The organism is Pseudomonas sp. 43A, from assembly GCF_013363935.1.
GTDB lineage: Bacteria > Pseudomonadota > Gammaproteobacteria > Pseudomonadales > Pseudomonadaceae > Aquipseudomonas > Aquipseudomonas crudilactis.
In genome coordinates this window covers 384,309-403,631 of record NZ_CP054880.1, presented here as the reverse complement: position 1 = coordinate 403,631, position 19,323 = coordinate 384,309, and the positions used below count along the sequence as shown (strand labels likewise).

Here is a 19,323-nt window from a genome sequence, read left to right as displayed (position 1 = left end):
TGAACGTGACACCCCGGAGAGTCTTCAATGAGCAGTGTTGTTGCAATCGTCAAAAGCATTGTCGGTCAGGTATTCGTGGTGTCCCCAGAGGGCGTGCGTCGCGTACTCGTTGAAGGCGATCGCCTGTTCGTTGGCGACCAGATCGACACCGGCCTCTCCGGCGCCGTGTCACTTGAATTGGCTGATGGCCGCACCCTCGATCTGGGTCGCGAAACCCAGTGGAGCGCCACCGCGCCCGACTCCAGCACGGACCTGGCGGAGGCCACCGCGCAGGCTGCGCCGTCGGTAGCAGAACTGCAGCAAGCCATCGCCGCCGGTGTCGACCCGACCACCGCCCTCGATGCTACCGCTGCCGGCCCGAGCGCCGCAGGCACTGGCGGTGCCGCCGGTGGTGGTCACAGTTTCGTCATGCTCGACGCCACCGCTGGCCGCGTGGACCCGACCATTGGATTCCCGACCGCAGGCATCAATGCTGCCGGTCAAGCCGCGCAGAACATCACCGGCGGCCAGACCACCGACACCACCACCAACGCCCTGCGTGAGTCGACCCTGAGCCTCAGCGCCACGCCGTCCATCACCGAAGCCGGCGGCGTGCTGGTGTACACCGCGACCCTGACCCAGGCGCCGCTGACCGACCTGACCATCACCCTGTCCAACGGCGCGGTGATTGTGATTACAGCCGGTTCCACTACCGGCACCGTCAATGTGCCGCTGGCACCGAACGACACTGTTTATAACGACCCGACCCAGATCGACGTGACCGTCACCGGCACCACCGGCGGCAATGGCATCACCGTGACGCCGCCGACCACGCCGGCCACGACCCAGGTCACTGACACCATCGACACCACCACCGTCACCCTGACGGCCGGGCCGAGTGTCACCGAAGGCGGGCAGATCACCTACACCGCAACGCTGACCAACCCGGCGCAAACCCCGGTGACCGTCACCCTGTCGAACGGCTCGACCATCACCATCGGCGCCGGCCAGACCACCGGCACCGTCAACGTGCCGACCCCGGCCAACGACGTCTATAACAATGGCAGCACCGTCACCACGACGATTACCGGTGCTACCGGCGGCAACTTTGAAAACCTGGTGCCGAACCCGACGCCTGCGGTGACCACCATCACCGATTCGATCGACACCACCAACCTGACCCTGACCGCCACCGGCACAGTGGTCGAAGGTGGCCAGATCACCTACACCGCGACCCTGACCAACCCGGCGCAAACCCCGGTCACCGTCACCCTGTCGAACGGTTCGACCATCACCATTGAAGCCGGCCAGACCACGGGCACCGTCAACGTGCCGACTGCGGCCAATGACGTCTACAACAATGGCGGCACCGTCAGCACCACCATTACTGGCGCGACCGGTGGCAACTTCGAAAGCCTGGTGCCGAACACTACGCCGGCGACCACCACGGTGACCGATTCGATCGACACCACCAACGTCAGCCTCACCGCCACCGGTACCGTCGTTGAAGGCGGCCAGATCACCTACACCGCAACGCTGACCAACGCTGCACAAACCCCGGTGACGATCACTCTGTCGAACGGTTCGACCATCACCATTGAAGCCGGCAAGACCACGGGCTCGGTCAACGTGCCAACCGCGGCCAACGACGTTTACAACAATGGCAGCACCGTCAGCACCACGATTACCGGCACCAGCGGCGGCAATTTCGAAAACCTGGTGCCGAACACGACGCCAGCGACCACCACGATTACCGATTCGATCGACACCACCAATCTGTCGTTGTCAGCGACCGGCACCGTTGCCGAAGGCGGCTCGATCGTTTACACAGCGACCCTGACCAATCCTGCCGGTACACCGGTGACCGTGACCCTGAGCAACGGGTCGGTGATCACCATCGAGGCGGGCAAGACCACCGGCACCGTGACCGTTCCGGCGCCAGCCGATGACGTCTACAAAGACGCCGGCAACGTTGAAGTGACCATCAAGGACGCTTCCGGCGGCAACTTCGAGAACCTGGTGCCGAGCACCGTTCCAGCCGTTACCGAAGTCACCGACACCATCGACACCTCGACCGTGAAACTGACGGCCGACACCTCGGTCGCCGAAGGTGGCACCGTCACTTACACCGCTACCGTTGGCGCGCCGGTGACCGGTTCGCCTGTCGTTGTGACCTTGGCCAACGGCCAGAGCATCACCATCGAAGTCGGCAAAACCACGGGCACTGTGACCACCACTGCACCGAACGATGCGCTGACCGGCAATGCGCCGCTGACCAATTCGATTACTGGCGTTTCCGGTGGCAATTACGAAGATCTGGTGGCCGACAAGACCCCGGTTTCGACCGCCGTTACCGATGTTGCCGACACCACCAATCTGTCGCTGAGCGCCACCGGTTCCGTGGCCGAGGGTGGTTCGATCGTTTACACCGCGACGCTGACCAATCCGGCCGGCACGCCAGTCACCGTGACCCTGTCGAATGGCTCGGTGATCACCATCGAAGCGGGTAAAACCACTGGCACCGTGACCGTTCCAGCGCCAGCTGATGACGTTTACAAAGACGCCGGCAAAGTCGAAGTCACCATCAAGGATGTGTCTGGGGGTAATTTCGAGAACCTGGTCCCGAGCACCACGCCAGCCGTGACCGACGTCACTGACACCATCGACACGTCGACCGTAAAGCTGACGGCTGACACCTCGGTCGCTGAAGGCGGCACCGTCACTTACACCGCCACTGTCGGCGCGCCGGTGACCGGCTCGCCTGTTGTCGTGACCTTGGCCAATGGTCAGAACATCACCATTGAAGTCGGCAAAACAACCGGCACCGTGACGACCATTGCACCGAACGATGCGTTGACCGGCCACGCGCCGATTACCAATGCGATCACGGGCGTGAGCGGCGGCAATTACGAAGACCTCGTTGCCGACAAAACCCCGGTCAGCACCACGGTCACCGACACCACTGACACTACCGACTTGACGCTGAGCGCGACGGGCACCGTGGCTGAAGGCGGCCAGATCACTTACACCGCGACCCTGAGCAATGCCGCAGGTTCGCCTGTTACCGTGACCCTGTCGAACGGTTCGGTGATCACCATCGAAGCGGGCAAAACCACCGGCACCGTGACCGTTCCTGCGCCAGCCGATGATGTCTATAAAGACGCCGGCAAAGTCGAAGTCACCATCAAGGACGCCACCGGCGGCAACTTCGAAAACCTGGTGCCGAGCACCGTTCCTGCCGTCACCGACGTGACCGATACCGTTGATACCTCGACGGTGAAACTGACCGCCACCGAGACGGCCGCTGAAGGTGGCACCGTCACCTATACCGCCACTGTCGGCTCCCCAGTGACCGGTTCGCCTGTGGTCGTGACTCTGGCCAATGGTCAGAACATCACTATCGAAGTCGGCAAAACCACCGGCACCGTGACGACCATTGCACCGAACGATGCGTTGACCGGCCACGCGCCGATTACCAACGCGATCACGGGCGTGAGCGGCGGCAATTACGAAGACCTCGTTGCCGACAAAACCCCGGTCAGCACCACCGTCACCGACACCACTGACACCACCGACCTGACGCTGAGCGCGACGGGCACCGTGGCTGAAGGCGGTTCAATTGTTTACACCGCGACCCTGACCAATCCGGCCGGCACGCCAGTGACCGTGACCCTGAGCAACGGTTCGGTGATCACCATCGAAGCGGGCAAAACCACTGGCACCGTGACCGTTCCGGCGCCCGCCGATGACGTCTACAAAGACGCCGGCAAAGTCGAAGTCACGATCAAGGATGCGACTGGCGGCAACTTCGAGAACCTGGTGCCAAGCACCGTTCCTGCCGTCACCGACGTGACCGATACCGTTGATACCTCTACGGTCAAACTGACCGCCACCGAGACTGCCGCTGAAGGTGGCACCGTCACCTACACCGCCACTGTCGGTGCTCCAGTGACGGGTTCTCCGGTTGTAGTGACTCTGGCCAACGGCCAGAACATCACCATCGAGGTCGGCAAAACCAGCGGCACCGTGACCACCACCGCGCCAAACGATGCGCTGACTGGCCAAGCTCCGCTGACCAACTCGATCACCAACGTTTCCGGCGGCAATTACGAAAACCTCGTGGCCGACAAAACCCCGGTCAGCACCACCGTCACCGACACCACTGACACCACCGACCTGACGCTGAGCGCGACGGGCACCGTGGCTGAAGGCGGTTCAATTGTTTACACCGCGACCCTGACCAATCCGGCCGGCACGCCAGTGACCGTGACCCTGAGCAACGGTTCGGTGATCACCATCGAAGCGGGCAAAACCACCGGCACCGTGACCGTTGCAGCGCCTGCCGATGACGTCTACAAGGACGCCGGCAAAGTCGAAGTGACCATCAAGGACGCCACTGGCGGCAACTTCGAGAATCTGGTCCCGAGCACCACGCCAGCCGTGACCGACGTCACTGACACCATCGACACCTCGACCGTGAAACTGACGGCCGACACCACTGTGGCCGAAGGTGGCACCGTCACCTACACCGCCACTGTTGGCGCGCCGGTCACCGGTTCGCCGGTCGTGGTGACCCTGGCCAACGGCCAGAACATCACCATCGAAGTCGGCAAGACCACCGGCACCGTGACCTTCACCGCGCCGAACGATGCACTGACCGGTCAGGCGTCGCTGGGTAATTCGATCACGGGTGTAAGCGGCGGCAACTACGAAAACCTGGTGGCCGACAAGACCCCGGTTTCGACCACGGTCACTGACACCATCGACACCACTGACCTGTCGCTCAGCGCCACCAACTCGGTCGCCGAGGGCGGCTCGATCATCTACACCGCGACGCTGACCAACCCGGCTGGCTCGCCGGTGACTGTGAACCTGTCGAACGGCTCGGTCATTACCATCGAGGCCGGTAAAACCACCGGCACCGTGACTGTCGCTGCGCCAGCCGATGACGTCTACAAAGACGCCGGCAAAGTCGAAGTCACCATCAAGGACGCCACCGGCGGCGACTTCGAGAATCTGGTGCCAAGCACCGTTCCAGCCGTAACCGAAGTCACCGACACCATCGACACCAGCACCGTCAAACTGACCGCCACCGAGTCGGCTGCTGAAGGTGGCACCGTCACCTACACCGCCACTGTCGGCGCGCCAGTGACCGGTTCGCCGGTCATCGTGACGCTGGCCAACGGTCAGAACATCACCATCGAAGTCGGCAAGACTACCGGCACCGTGACCACCACCGCGCCGAACGACGCGTTGAACGGCCACACCCCGCTGACCAACGCGATCACCGACGTTTCCGGCGGCAATTACGAAAACCTCGTCGCCGATAAAACTCCGGTCAGCACCACCGTCACCGACACCGTCGACACCACCAATCTGTCGCTGACCGCGACTGGCACCGTGGCTGAAGGTGGCTCGATTGTTTACACCGCCACCCTGACCAACCCGGCCGGTACCCCGGTCACCGTGACCCTGTCGAACGGTTCGGTGATCACCATCGAAGCGGGCAAAACCACCGGCACCGTGACGGTTCCTGCGCCAGCCGATGACGTTTACAAAGACGCCGGCAAGGTCGAAGTGACCATCAAGGACGCCACCGGCGGCAACTTCGAGAACCTCGTTCCGAGCACCACGCCAGCCGTTACCGACGTCACTGATACCATCGACACTTCGACGGTCAAACTGACCGCCACCGAGTCCACGGCTGAAGGTGGCACCGTCACCTACACCGCCACGGTCGGCGCGCCAGTCACCGGTTCGCCGGTTGTCGTGACCCTGGCCAACGGTCAGAACATCACCATCGAAGTGGGTAAAACCACCGGCACCGTGACCACCACCGCACCAAACGATGCGTTGACCGGTCATGCGCCGCTGACCAACTCGATCACCGGTGTTTCCGGCGGCAATTACGAAAACCTCGTGGCCGACAAAACCCCGGTCAGCACCACCGTGACCGACACCGTCGACACCACCAACCTGTCGCTGACCGCGACTGGCACCGTGGACGAAGGCGGCCAGATCACTTACACCGCGACCTTGACCAACGCCGCTGGCTCGCCGGTCACCGTGACCCTGAGCAACGGCTCGGTGATTACCATCAAGGCTGGTGAAACCACCGGCACCGTGACCGTCGACGCTCCGAAAGACGACGTCTACAAAGACGCCGGCACCGTTGAAGCGACCATCAAAGGCGCGACCGGTGGCGACTTCGAAAACCTCGTCACCAGCACTGCCCCGGCCGTCACCACCGTCAACGACACCATCGACACCTCCACCGTGTCGCTGACTGCCACGGCGAACGTCGCCGAAGGCGAAACCGTGGTCTACACCGCGACCGTGACCGCGCCAGTGACTGGCTCACCGGTTGTCGTGACCCTGTCCAACGGCCAGACCATCACCATCGCTGTCGGTGAAACCACCGGCTCGGTGAACTTCGTTGCACCGAACAGCCCGTTGGCCGGCGGCAGCTCGCTGAGCGTGACCATCGACGGCGCTACCGGTGGCAACTACGAAAAACTCGCGGTCGATGGTAAGTCTGCCGACACCGCAGTGTCGGACACTACCGACACCACCAACCTGAACCTGACCGCAACCGACTCGGTGGCAGAAGGCGGTTCGATCGTTTACACCGCGACCCTGACCAACCCGGCCGGCACCCCGGTGACCGTGACCCTGTCGAACGGTTCGGTAATCACCATTGAGGCGGGTAAAACCACCGGCACCGTGACCGTCGCAGCGCCAGCCGACGACGTCTACAAAGACGCCGGCAAAGTCGAAGTGACGATCAAGGATGCAACGGGCGGCAACTTCGAGAATCTGGTGCCGAGCACTGTTCCGGCAGTGACCAACGTCACCGACACCATCGACACCACCACCGTCAAACTCACCGCGACCGAATCGGCGGCTGAGGGTGGCACCGTCACTTACACCGCGACGGTGGGTGCGCCGGTTACCGGTTCGCCTGTGGTCGTGACCCTGGCTAACGGTCAGACCATCACCATCGGCGTTGGCCAAACCACCGGCACCGCAACCACCATCGCCCCGAACGATGCATTGACCGGTCACGCACCGATCACCAATGCAATCACCGAGGTCAGCGGTGGCAATTACGAGAATCTGGTCGCCGACAAGACCCCGGTTTCGACCAATGTCACCGACACCGTCGACACCACTAACCTGTCGCTGACGGCAACCGGCACCGTGGCTGAAGGTGGTTCGATCATCTACACCGCGACATTGACCAACGCTGCTGGCTCGCCAGTCACCGTGACCCTGTCGAACGGCGCCGTGATTACCATCGACGCGGGCAAGACTTCCGGCACTGTCACCGTTCCAGCCCCGGCAGATGACGTTTACAAAGACGCCGGCAAAGTTGAAGCGACAATCTCCACCGCTACCGGTGGCAACTTCGAGAACCTGGTGCCGAGCACTGTTCCGGCAGTGACCAACGTCACCGACACCATCGACACCTCGACCGTGAAACTGACGGCCGATACCTCCGTGGCTGAAGGTGGCACCGTCACTTACACCGCCACTGTGGGCGCACCAGTAACCGGTTCGCCGGTCACCGTGACGCTGGCCAACGGCCAGAACATCACCATCGAAGTCGGCAAAACAACCGGCACCGTGACCTTCACCGCACCGAACGATGCGCTGACCGGCCACGCGCCGATCACCAACTCGATCACGGGCGTCACTGGCGGCAACTACGAAAATCTCGTGGCCGATAAAACGCCGGTCAGCACCAACGTGACCGACACCGTCGACACCACCAACCTGTCGCTCAGCGCGACCGGTTCTATGGCTGAGGGCGGCTCGATCATCTACACCGCGACATTGACCAACGCTGCTGGCTCGCCAGTCACCGTGACCCTGTCGAACGGCGCGGTGATTACCATCGAAGCTGGCAAAACCACTGGCACCGTGTCTGTTCCAGCGCCAGCCGATGACGTCTACAAAGACGCCGGCAAGGTTGAAGCGACGATCTCCACCGCTACCGGTGGCAACTTCGAAAACCTCGTGCCGAGCACTGTACCGGCCGTGACCGAAGTCACCGATACCATCGACACCTCGACCGTCAAACTGACGGCTGATACGTCGGTCGCTGAAGGCGGCACCGTCACTTACACCGCCACTGTCGGCGCTCCAGTGACCGGCTCGCCTGTCGTGGTGACGCTGGCCAATGGTCAGAACATCACCATCGAAGTCGGTAAAACCACCGGCACCGTGACCTTCACCGCACCGAACGATGCGCTGACCGGCCACGCGCCGCTCACCAACGCGATCACCGACGTAACCGGCGGCAACTTCGAAAATCTGGTGGCGGACAAAACGCCGGTCAGCACCACCGTGACCGACACCGTCGACACCACCAACCTGTCGCTCAGCGCGACCGGTTCTGTGGCTGAGGGCGGCTCGATCATCTACACCGCCACATTGACCAACGCTGCTGGCTCGCCAGTGACCGTGACGCTGAGCAACGGCGCAGTGATCACCATCGACGCCGGCAAAACCACCGGCACCGTGACCGTTCCAGCTCCGGCAGATGACGTCTACAAAGACGCCGGCAAAGTCGAAGCAACGATCTCCACCGCTACCGGTGGCAACTTCGAAAACCTGGTGCCGAGCACTGTGCCGGCCGTTACCGAAGTGACTGACACCATTGACACCTCGACCGTCAAACTGACGGCTGACACCTCCGCGGCTGAAGGCGGCACCGTCACCTACACCGCCACTGTTGGCGCACCAGTAACCGGTTCGCCGGTCACCGTGACCTTGGCCAACGGCCAGAACATCACCATCGAAGTTGGCAAAATCACCGGCACCGTGACCACCACCGCACCGAACGATGCGCTGACCGGTCAGGCGCCACTGACCAACTCGATCACGGGTGTCACTGGCGGCAACTACGAAAATCTGGTGGCCGACAAGACCCCGGTTTCAACCACGGTCACCGATACCGTCGACACCACCAACCTGTCGCTCAGCGCGACTGGCTCGGTCGCTGAAGGTGGTTCGATCGTCTACACCGCAACGCTGACCAACGCGGCTGGCTCGCCAGTCACCGTGACCCTGTCCAACGGCGCTGTCATCACCATCGAAGCGGGCAAAACCACCGGCACCGTGACCGTCGCAGCGCCGGCGGATGACGTTTACAAAGATGCAGGCAAAGTCGAAGCAACCATTTCGACCGCGACCGGCGGCAACTTCGAGAACCTGGTACCGAGCACTGTGCCGGCAGTGACCAACGTCACTGACACCATCGACACCACAACCGTAAAACTCACCGCCACCGAGTCGACAGCTGAGGGTGGCAACGTCACCTACACCGCGACTGTCGGCGCGCCAGTCACCGGCTCGCCGGTTGTCGTAACCTTGGCCAACGGTCAGACGATCACCATCGGCGTCGGCCAGACCACCGGCACCGCGACCACCACGGCGCCGAACGATGCGTTGACCGGTCACGCACCACTGACCAACGCGATCACCAACGTGACCGGCGGTAACTACGAAAACCTTGTTGCGGACAAGACCCCGGTATCGACCAATGTCACCGACACCGTCGACACGACCAATCTGTCACTCAGCGCTACCAATTCGGTCGCTGAAGGTGGCTCGATCGTCTACACCGCGACCCTGACCAACGCCGCTGGCTCGCCAGTGACCGTCACCCTGTCGAACGGCGCCGTGATCACCATCGACGCCGGTAAAACCACTGGCACCGTGACTGTTCCTGCGCCGGCCGACGACGTCTACAAAGACGCCGGTACCGTGCAGGCGACGATCAGCACCGCCACCGGTGGTAACTTCGAAAACCTGGTGCCGAGCACAACGCCGGCTGTGACCAGCGTCACCGACACCATCGACACTACCACCGTGAAGCTGACCGCCACTGAGTCGGCAGCTGAGGGTGGCAACGTTGTCTACACCGCTACCGTAGGCGCACCAGTTACCGGCTCGCCAGTTGTCGTGACTTTGGCCAATGGTCAAACCATCACCATCGGCGTCGGCCAGACCACCGGCACGGCGACCGCCACTGCGCCGAATGACGCATTGACCGGCCACGCTCCGCTGACCAACGCGATCACCAACGTGACCGGTGGCAACTACGAAAATCTGGTGGCCGACAAGACGCCGGTCAGCACCAACGTCACTGACACTGTCGACACCACCAACCTGTCGTTGAGCGCGACCGGTTCTGTGGCTGAAGGTGGCTCGATCGTCTACACCGCGACCCTGACCAACGCTGCTGGCTCGCCAGTCACCGTGACCCTGTCGAACGGCGCGGTGATTACCATCGATGCCGGTAAAACCACTGGCACCGTGACCGTTCCCGCCCCGGCCGACGACGTCTACAAAGACGCTGGTACCGTGCAGGCGACCATCAGCACGGCTACCGGTGGCAACTTCGAAAACCTGGTGCCTAGCACGACTCCGGCTGTGACCAGCGTCACTGATACCATCGACACCACCACGGTGAAACTGACGGCCACCGAGTCTGCCGCTGAAGGCGGCAACGTCGTCTACACCGCGACGGTCGGTGCACCAGTAACCGGTTCGCCAGTCGTGGTAACCCTGTCGAACGGTCAGACCATCACCATTGGTGTTGGCCAGACCACCGGCACCGCGACCACTACCGCGCCAAACGACGTTTTGACCGGCCATGCACCGCTGACCAACGCGATCACCAACGTCAGCGGCGGTAACTACGAGAACCTCGTGGCTGACAAAACGCCGGTCAGCACGACGGTGACCGATACTGTCGACACCACCAATCTGTCGCTCAGCGCGACCGGCACCGTGGCTGAAGGCGGTTCGATTGTTTACACCGCGACCCTGACCAACGCCGCTGGTTCGCCAGTCACCGTGACTCTTTCGAACGGCGCCGTAATCACCATTGATGCCGGCAAAACCACTGGCACCGTGACCGTTCCAGCCCCGGCCGATGACGTCTACAAAGACGCCGGCACCGTGCAGGCCACGATCAGCAACGCCACCGGTGGCAACTTCGAAAATCTGGTGCCGAGCACGACGCCAGCTATCACCAGCGTCACCGATACCGTCGACACCACGACTGTGAAACTGACGGCAACCGCTACCGCAGCCGAAGGTGGCAACGTCGTTTACACCGCGACTGTCGGCGCGCCAGTCACCGGCTCGCCGGTTGTCGTGACCCTGGCCAACGGTCAGACCATCACCATTGGTGTCGGCCAGACTACGGGGACTGCGACCACTACCGCACCAAACGATGCGTTGACTGGTCACGCACCGCTGACCAACTCGATCACCAACGTCACTGGCGGCAACTACGAAAATCTCGTCGCCGACAAGACGCCGGTTTCGACCAACGTCACTGACACCGTCGACACCACCAACCTGTCGCTGTCCGCGACCGGCACCGTGGCCGAAGGTGGTTCGATTGTTTACACCGCGACATTGACCAACGCCGCTGGCTCGCCAGTGACCGTCACCCTGTCCAACGGCGCGGTGATCACCATCGATGCTGGTAAAACCACCGGCACCGTGACTGTCCCGGCCCCGGCTGACGACGTCTACAAAGACGCTGGCACCGTGCAGGCCACAATCAGCAACGCCAGCGGTGGCAATTTCGAAAATCTGGTGCCAAGCACGACTCCGGCTATCACCAGCGTCACCGATACCATCGACACCACCACCGTGAAACTGACGGCAACGGCCACTGCGGCAGAGGGCGGCAACGTCGTCTACACCGCGACCGTCGGTGCTCCAGTGACTGGCTCGCCGGTTGTGGTAACCCTGTCGAACGGTCAGACCATCACCATCGGCGTTGGCCAGACCACTGGCACCACGACCACCACTGCACCTAACGACGCATTGACCGGCCACGCCCCGCTGACCAACTCGATCACCAACGTGACTGGCGGCAACTACGAGAATCTGGTGGCCGACAAGACGCCGGTTTCGACCAACGTCACTGACACCGTCGACACCACCAACCTGTCGCTGTCCGCGACCGGCACCGTGGCCGAAGGCGGCCAGATCACTTACACCGCGACCCTGACCAACGCCGCTGGTTCACCGGTCACCGTGACCCTGTCCAACGGCGCCGTGATCACCATCGACGCCGGTAAAACCAGCGGCACCGTGACCGTTCCAGCGCCAGCCGATGACGTTTACAAAGACGCCGGCAACGTCCAGGCAACGATCAAAACCGCCACGGGTGGCAGCTTCGAAAACCTGGTCACCAGCACTACGCCAGCCGTAACCAGCGTCACCGACACCATCGATACCACCACGGTGAAACTGACCGCGACCGGCACAGCAGCTGAAGGCGGCAACGTCGTCTACACCGCCACTGTCGGCGCAGCTGTAACCGGTTCGCCGGTCGTGGTGACCCTGGCCAACGGTCAGACCATCACCATCGACATCGGCAAAACCACCGGCACCGTGACCTCCACCGCACCGAACGATGCGCTGACCGGCCACGCCCCGCTGACCAACTCGATCACCAACGTCACTGGCGGCAACTACGAAAATCTCGTCGCCGACAAAACCCCGGTCAGCACCACCGTGACCGACACCGTCGACACCACCAACCTGACGCTGTCCGCGACCGGCACCGTGGCCGAAGGTGGTCAGATCACCTACACCGCGACCCTGACCAACGCCGCTGGCTCGCCAGTCACGGTGACCCTGAGCAACGGCTCGGTGATCACTATCGACGCTGGTAAAACCACCGGCACCGTGACCGTCCCGGCTCCGGCTGACGACGTCTACAAAGACGCCGGCACCGTGCAGGCAACCATCACTGGCGCCAGCGGCGGCGGCTTCGAAAATCTGGTGACCAGCAATACGCCAGCCGTTACGAGCGTCACCGATACGATCGACACCACCACCGTCAGCATCACCGGCAGCAGCTCGGTGACCGAAGGCCAGACCGCCAGCTACACGGTCAGCCTGAACCACCCGGCGCAAACCGAAGTGACCCTGAAAATCGTCTACAGCGGCACCGCCGCCGACGGTTCGGACTTTACCGGCGTGTACACCGTGAAGATTCCGGCAGGTGCGAGCAGCGCGCAGTTCAACGTCGCCACCATCGATGACAAGATCACCGAAGGCACCGAGAACTTCGTGGTCAAGATCGATTCGGCCACCGGCGGCAACTTCGAGAACCTCGCGGTCAGCGCCACCAACGGCAGCGTCAGCACGTCGATCATCGACAATGATGCGCCGCCGGTCATCGACCTGGATGCCAACAACTCCAGCGGTGCCACCGGTGCCGACTACAAGGTGACCTTCACCGAAAATACTCCGGGCGCGGGCGTGTCGATTGCCGACACCGATATCAGCATTACTGACCCGGACAGCACCATGCTGACCGGCGCCACTGTGGTCCTGACCAACCGTCAGGACGGCGATGCGCTGAACCTGGGCAACAGCGTCAACGGCATCACCATCAATGCCAACAGCACCAACGGCACCGTCACGCTGACGCTGTCCGGTAACGCGACGCTGGCCGACTACATGCAGGCCATCAAGAACATCAGCTTCACCAACGGCAGTGAAAACCCGAGCACCGTGCCACGGATCATCACCGTGACCGTGACCGATGGCGGCAACTACTCCAACACCGCGACCACCACGGTCAACGTGGTAGCGGTCAACGACGCGCCGGTTGCTGCACCGAGCAATGTCACCGGCACCGAAGACACCCCGCTGGTGCTCGGCTGGTCGACTTTCGGTGTGACCGACGTCGACAGCCCGGCCAGCAGCCTCGGGGTGAAAATCACCCAGCTGCCGGGCGAAGGCAAACTGCAGTACCTCGACGGTTCGACCTGGAAAGACGTCGCCAACAACCAGACCTTCAGCAAGGCTGACATCGACGCAGGCAAGCTGCGCTTCCTGCCGGATGCCAACGAGTCGGGCGTCAACGGTTACGGTGGCACAGGTCTGGGCAACAACCAGGCTGACTACGCGCAAATCAAGTTCCAGCCAACCGACGGCCAGTTGCTGGGCAATACCGGCACCGTGAAGATCGACATTACTCCGGTGGCGGATGCACCGACCGTGAGCGTCGCCGACAACAGCGTGAAGTCCACCGGACTGGTCAAGGAAGTCTGGACCGGCCTGTCGGGCCTGGGCACCAACGGCAACGGCGCAGATTCGACCACGTTGAAAAATGTGATCGACGGCGCTGGCACACCGAACACCAGCACGAACGTGAATAACGTGCAGTCCGACGGCAGTGTGACCGCCGGTACGGCGTCGAAGACTTCCGGCCTGATCTATCTGGAAGCCGGCAAGACCTACACCTTCAGCGGCATCGGCGATGACAGCCTGTTGGTCACCATTGGTGGCAAGAACGTGGCCTCGACCACGTGGGGCGTGGGCGGCAACCTCAACGGTTCGTTCACCCCGACCACCAGCGGCTACTACACCCTGGACATCTACCACCACAACCAGAGCGGCCCGGGCAGCTATGACGTCAACCTGTCGGTCAACGGCAGTACGCCGATCGACCTGAGCAGCGCCGGCGTACCGATCTACACCGGCGTGAAGGATCTGGTCAATTCGGGTGTGACCGTCTCCGATCTGCACGGCACTAACGGCGAAGGCTATTACGACGGCTACAAACTCAACACCGGCGCCGAAGGCACCACGGTGAAACTGTCGGCGATCACCACCGCCCTGACCGACACCGACGGCTCGGAAACCCTGAGCGTGAAGATCAGCGGTGCACCGGTCGGCTCGGTGCTCAGCGATGGCGCGGGTCATACCTTTACTGTTACCGCCAGCAGCGGCGACGCCAACGTCACCGGCTGGAACCTCGGCAGCCTGACCGTGACCCCGCCGCCGTACTACAACGGCCAGTTCAACCTGACCGTGACCTCGACCTCCACCGAGATGGTCGGCGGCTCGGCCAGCAGCACCGCGACCATTCCGGTCACTGTGGTGCCAGCGGTGTACAACGCCATCGTCGCGACTTCGGGCGATGACACCTTCAGCGGCACCGATGGCAACGACATCATGGTCGCCGACATCGGTGGTCTGACCGTGGTGCCGGGCACCAACTACAACATCGCGTTCATGGTCGACAGCTCTGGCAGCATGAGCGCGTCGTCGCTCAACGCCGCCAAAGACTCGCTGACTTCGGTGTTCAACAGCCTCAAGCAGAGCCTGGGCGGCAGCAATTCGGGCACGGTGAATATTTTCCTCGTCGACTTCGATACCCAGGTCAACAAGTCGGTGTCGGTGAACCTCAACGATCCGAATGCGCTGACGCAACTCAAAGCGGTCCTGGACTCGATGGCCTCCGGCGGCGGCACCAACTACGAGGACGTGTTCAAGACCACGGCCAACTGGTTCCAGAGCGCTGACGCTGTGGCCAACACCGGGGCGAAGAACCTTACGTACTTCATCACCGACGGCCAGCCGACCTACTACCAGAGCGGCGAGCAGACCAACCCGACGCTGTACGGCAACGTGAAGCTCGACGATGTGGTGAAAACCAGCAACTACAAGACGGGCGACACCTTCAGCACCTACATCGACAATACCCACGCGTTGACGATCAACAGCGCCGGCACCGTAACCCTGCAAACCTACAATTCGTGGTGGGGCTGGAGCAGCACTAATCTGGGCACCATCCACGCGCAGGGCGACGGCACCTATGAGTTGTCGAGTCTGGCGGGTACCGGTAACAGCACCAACTCGGCAACGACCAGTAACTCGACCAGTGGTTTCGCCTTGCTCAGCGGTCTGTCGAACGTCGAGGCTATCGGCCTGAACAACGATGTCAGCCTCAACGATCTGAAACCTTACGATTCGGATAAAACGCCACAGACCAACATCGATCCGAAGGATCTGGCCAACTCCATCATCGGCCACACCGAAGCGACGATGCCGGGCAACGACACCGTCAGCGGTGGCGACGGCAACGACATCCTGTTCGGCGACCTGGTGAGCTTCAACGGCATTGCCGGTGAGGGTTATCAGGCGATGCAGGCGTTCGTTGCCAAGGAAACCGGGGTTGACGTCAGCAAAGTCACCACCAGCAACGTGCACCAGTACATCACCGAGCACTATCAGGCGTTCGATGTCTCCGGCGCGCATGACGGCAATGACACGCTATTGGGTGGCGCCGGCAATGACATCCTCTTCGGCTCCGGCGGCAACGACTTGCTCGACGGCGGCAAAGGCAATGACATCCTGCTCGGCGGCACCGGCAACGACACGCTGATCGGCGGTCAGGGCAACGACATCCTCATCGGTGGCTCGGGTGCCGATACCTTTGTCTGGAAGGCCGGCGACACCGGCAACGACGTGATCAAGGACTTCAAGGCCAGCGAAGGTGACCGCATCGATCTGCGTGATCTGTTGCAAGGCGAGACCGGCAGCACCATCGACAACTTCCTGAAGATCACCACGGTCGACGGCACGTCGTCGCTGCAAGTCAGCTCGGCGGGCAAGTTCAACTCGGGCGATGCTGCTGCGGCAACCCCGGATGTGACGATCAAACTGGAAGGCAACAACTGGTCGAGCGCCAACATTCATAACCTGATTGCCGGCAGCGACCCGACCATCAAGGTCGACCACAACAACAGCTGATACATGAACAAAAACGGCCGCCCCTCTGGGGCGGCCGTCACGTTTGCGCTTACCGCGACGGTGACGATTACGTCGCCGCACCGCATACTCGCGCGCAGTTGGCTATGCTGCTGACAGCATGACGCTGGTTCATTTCCGAGGGATGCTCAATGTTTTACGTGCAACGCGATGCGCAAGGTCTGTTGATTCGCGTGGAAGCCGCGGCCTACGCCGAGGCCACGGAAACCCTGCCGGCCGACAGCCATGAAATCCAGGCATGGTTCGCCAACGAAGTGGTGGAAACCAGCCTGAAACAGCTCAAGCAGAGCGACTTTGAAATGATTCGGGTCCTCGACGACCTGATTCAGGTGCTGACCCAAAAAGGCGTGATCCGCGTCACCGACCTGCCACCGGCGGCTCAGGCCAAACTGATGGACCGGACCCAGGCGCGTGAAGCGTTGGGCGGGTTGAGTCAGTTGATCGATGAGGATGAGGGCGGGTTGATCTGATCCGCCCAGAATCAAAAGCCTGCCCTCACCCCAGCCCTCTCCCTCCGGGAGAGGGGGCCGACCGAGCTGTCTGGCGTTATACATCGACCTGAGAAAACGAGTCGATTATGGATTCAGCGGAGCTCTTTCACTTAGGCGTATCTCCCCCGAGGGAGGGCGGCCGACCGAGGTGTGTGGCGCTATACATCGACCTGAGAGATCGGGTTGATTATGAATTCAGCTGAGTTCTTTCACGTCGGCGTATTACGTCAATATCCCACGGTCAGTCCCCTCTCCCTCTGGGAGAGGGCTAGGGTGAGGGTTGCTTTTGCGATGATTCACCGCCAAGGCTTCGGCTCACCCAACAACTGCCCCTGCACCCCATACAAGCCCATCTCGCGAATCACCGCCAACTCCCCTTCCGTCTCGACGCGCTCGGCAATCAGCGGCAGATCAATGCTGTGCGCCGCACGCTGGATCGCCTCGATGAACAGACGCTTGTCACTCTCCTGATCAATCGCACGAATGTAACTGCCATCGATCTTCAAGTACGCCAGCCCCAGCCGCGCCAGGTTGCCGATCATGCTGAAGCGCCCCCCAAACCGCTGCAGACTCAGAGAGAAACCGAGTTCGCGCAGGCGCCGGGTCAACTGCTCCAGCACCGCTTGCTCGGGCAATTGCTCCTCACCGATTTCCAGGGTCAAGCGCGCACCGAGGTTGGAATGCGCACGCAGAATCTCGAAGACTTTGTTCAACGCCTGCGGATCCGCCAGGGTCGCCGAAGACAGGTTCAGCGCCAGCGAATCTTCATGTTCTTTCATCTGTTCCAGCACCCGCTCGAGCATCAGGCGATCCAGGCGTGCGGTCCAGCCAAAACGTTCCAGCCACGGCAGGAAACGTCCGGCTGGAATGGTCTGGCCCTGATCATCGAGCAAGCGCGACAGCACTTTGTAATGCAGCACCAGTTGCGTGTCGGCGGCCGCCACCACCGGTTGGAAATACAGCTCGAAACGCTGCTGACTCAAGGCCTGATCAAGCAAGCGATGCCAAGCGTGGTGATCGTCGCCGACATCCGCCGTCAGGCTCTGATCGATACAGGCCCAGTTCTGCTCACCCTGCCCTTCGGCTTGCGCCAGCGCCTGATCGCCGAGCGTCAGCACCTGTTGCGGCGAATCGCCGTGAGTGAATGGCGCCAGACCGATCGACGCCACGGCCGCAACGTCGGTCGCGCCAGTGGCGTGCAAACTGCTCAAGGCATTGTCGAGATTCTGCGCCAGTTGCAGCGCTTCCTCGCGGACCAGTCCCGGCGCCAGTACGGCGAATTCACCGCCACGAATACGGGTGACGAGGTTCTGCGTTTCCGGGTACTTGGCGCATTCGCGCGACAATTGTTCGCCAACTGCTTTCAGCAGTTCATCGGTGCGCTGGCCACCGAGACGCTGGTTGAGCCCGGCCAGATCCTTGACCCGCAACAGCAGCAAGTAACCCGAACTGGCCTGCTCCGGGTTGCTCACCCGGTTGTTCAACTGCATCTCGAAATAACGCCGGTTGGCCAGCCCAGTGAGGTTGTCCTGATAGGACTCGGCGCGCAGCTTTTCACTGCGCTCGGCCTGCTCCTGGAATAGCGCCTTGAGCTTTTCGACCATCTGGTTCATCGCCTGCACCACGCGACGCAACTCAGGCGTGCGCGGCAGATCCGGCAGGCTGAGGAATTCGCGACGGGCGATGGCGTGGGATTGCTTGACCATGTAATCCAGTGGCTTCAATTGCCGGCGCAGCAGCAGCGCGCCGAGCACCGCACTCACTGCGCCGCAGATCAGCAGCCAGCCAAGGCTGCCCAACGCGCTCTGCCACAGTTTGGCCACAGCGAACATCGGATGGCTGACCACCTCGACCCGCGCCGCCTGCTCCCAGCCACGGCTGACCAGCGCATCGCCACCGGCCGGCTCCAGACCAATCAGTTTGACGAACCAGTCCGGCACATTGCTGACGGCCGGAATGCCACTGCGCTCGACAATCGTCTGGTCAGTCTTCAGATCGACCACGCGGATGCTCGCGTAATAACCGCTGTCGAAAATCGAGCTGACCAGCAGCTCGACCATCGCCGGGTCGTCGATATTCGGCGTCAGCGACAAGGCCAGCGCCGTCGCGGCGTCCTGGGCATGCGAGCGCAACTGGTTGACGTACTGGGTGCGCGAGCTTTCCAGACTGACCATGAAGCTGCCGGTGAAGGCGACCACCAGGAACAGACAGATAGCGATCAACAGCTGTTTGAACAAAGACATCTGAG

3 protein-coding genes are annotated in these 19,323 nt (G+C 62.1%); 2 read left to right on the top strand and 1 reads right to left on the bottom strand.

What is annotated here, in order from left to right:
• The first annotated feature begins 294 nt into the window (after window positions 1-294).
• Together HUW52_RS01765 and HUW52_RS01760 are read left to right on the top strand one after the other, a co-directional pair.
• A complete protein-coding gene (locus HUW52_RS01765) occupies window positions 295-16,566 on the top strand; it encodes a LapA family giant adhesin (RefSeq protein WP_371929252.1) in 16,272 nt (5,423 codons plus the stop codon).
• Between the two features lie 149 nt (window positions 16,567-16,715).
• Window positions 16,716-17,054 (top strand): hypothetical protein, encoded by a 339-nt coding sequence (locus HUW52_RS01760; RefSeq protein ID WP_007918987.1) that lies wholly within the window; start codon window positions 16,716-16,718, stop codon window positions 17,052-17,054.
• 317 nt (window positions 17,055-17,371) lie between these two features.
• Here HUW52_RS01760 and lapD read toward each other — a convergent pair whose 3' ends face one another.
• The gene (gene lapD, locus HUW52_RS01755) at window positions 17,372-19,318 is read right to left on the bottom strand and encodes a cyclic di-GMP receptor LapD (RefSeq protein WP_175552813.1); all 1,947 of its coding nucleotides are present in this window, start codon (window positions 19,316-19,318) and stop codon (window positions 17,372-17,374) included.
• Window positions 19,319-19,323 lie beyond the last annotated feature (5 nt).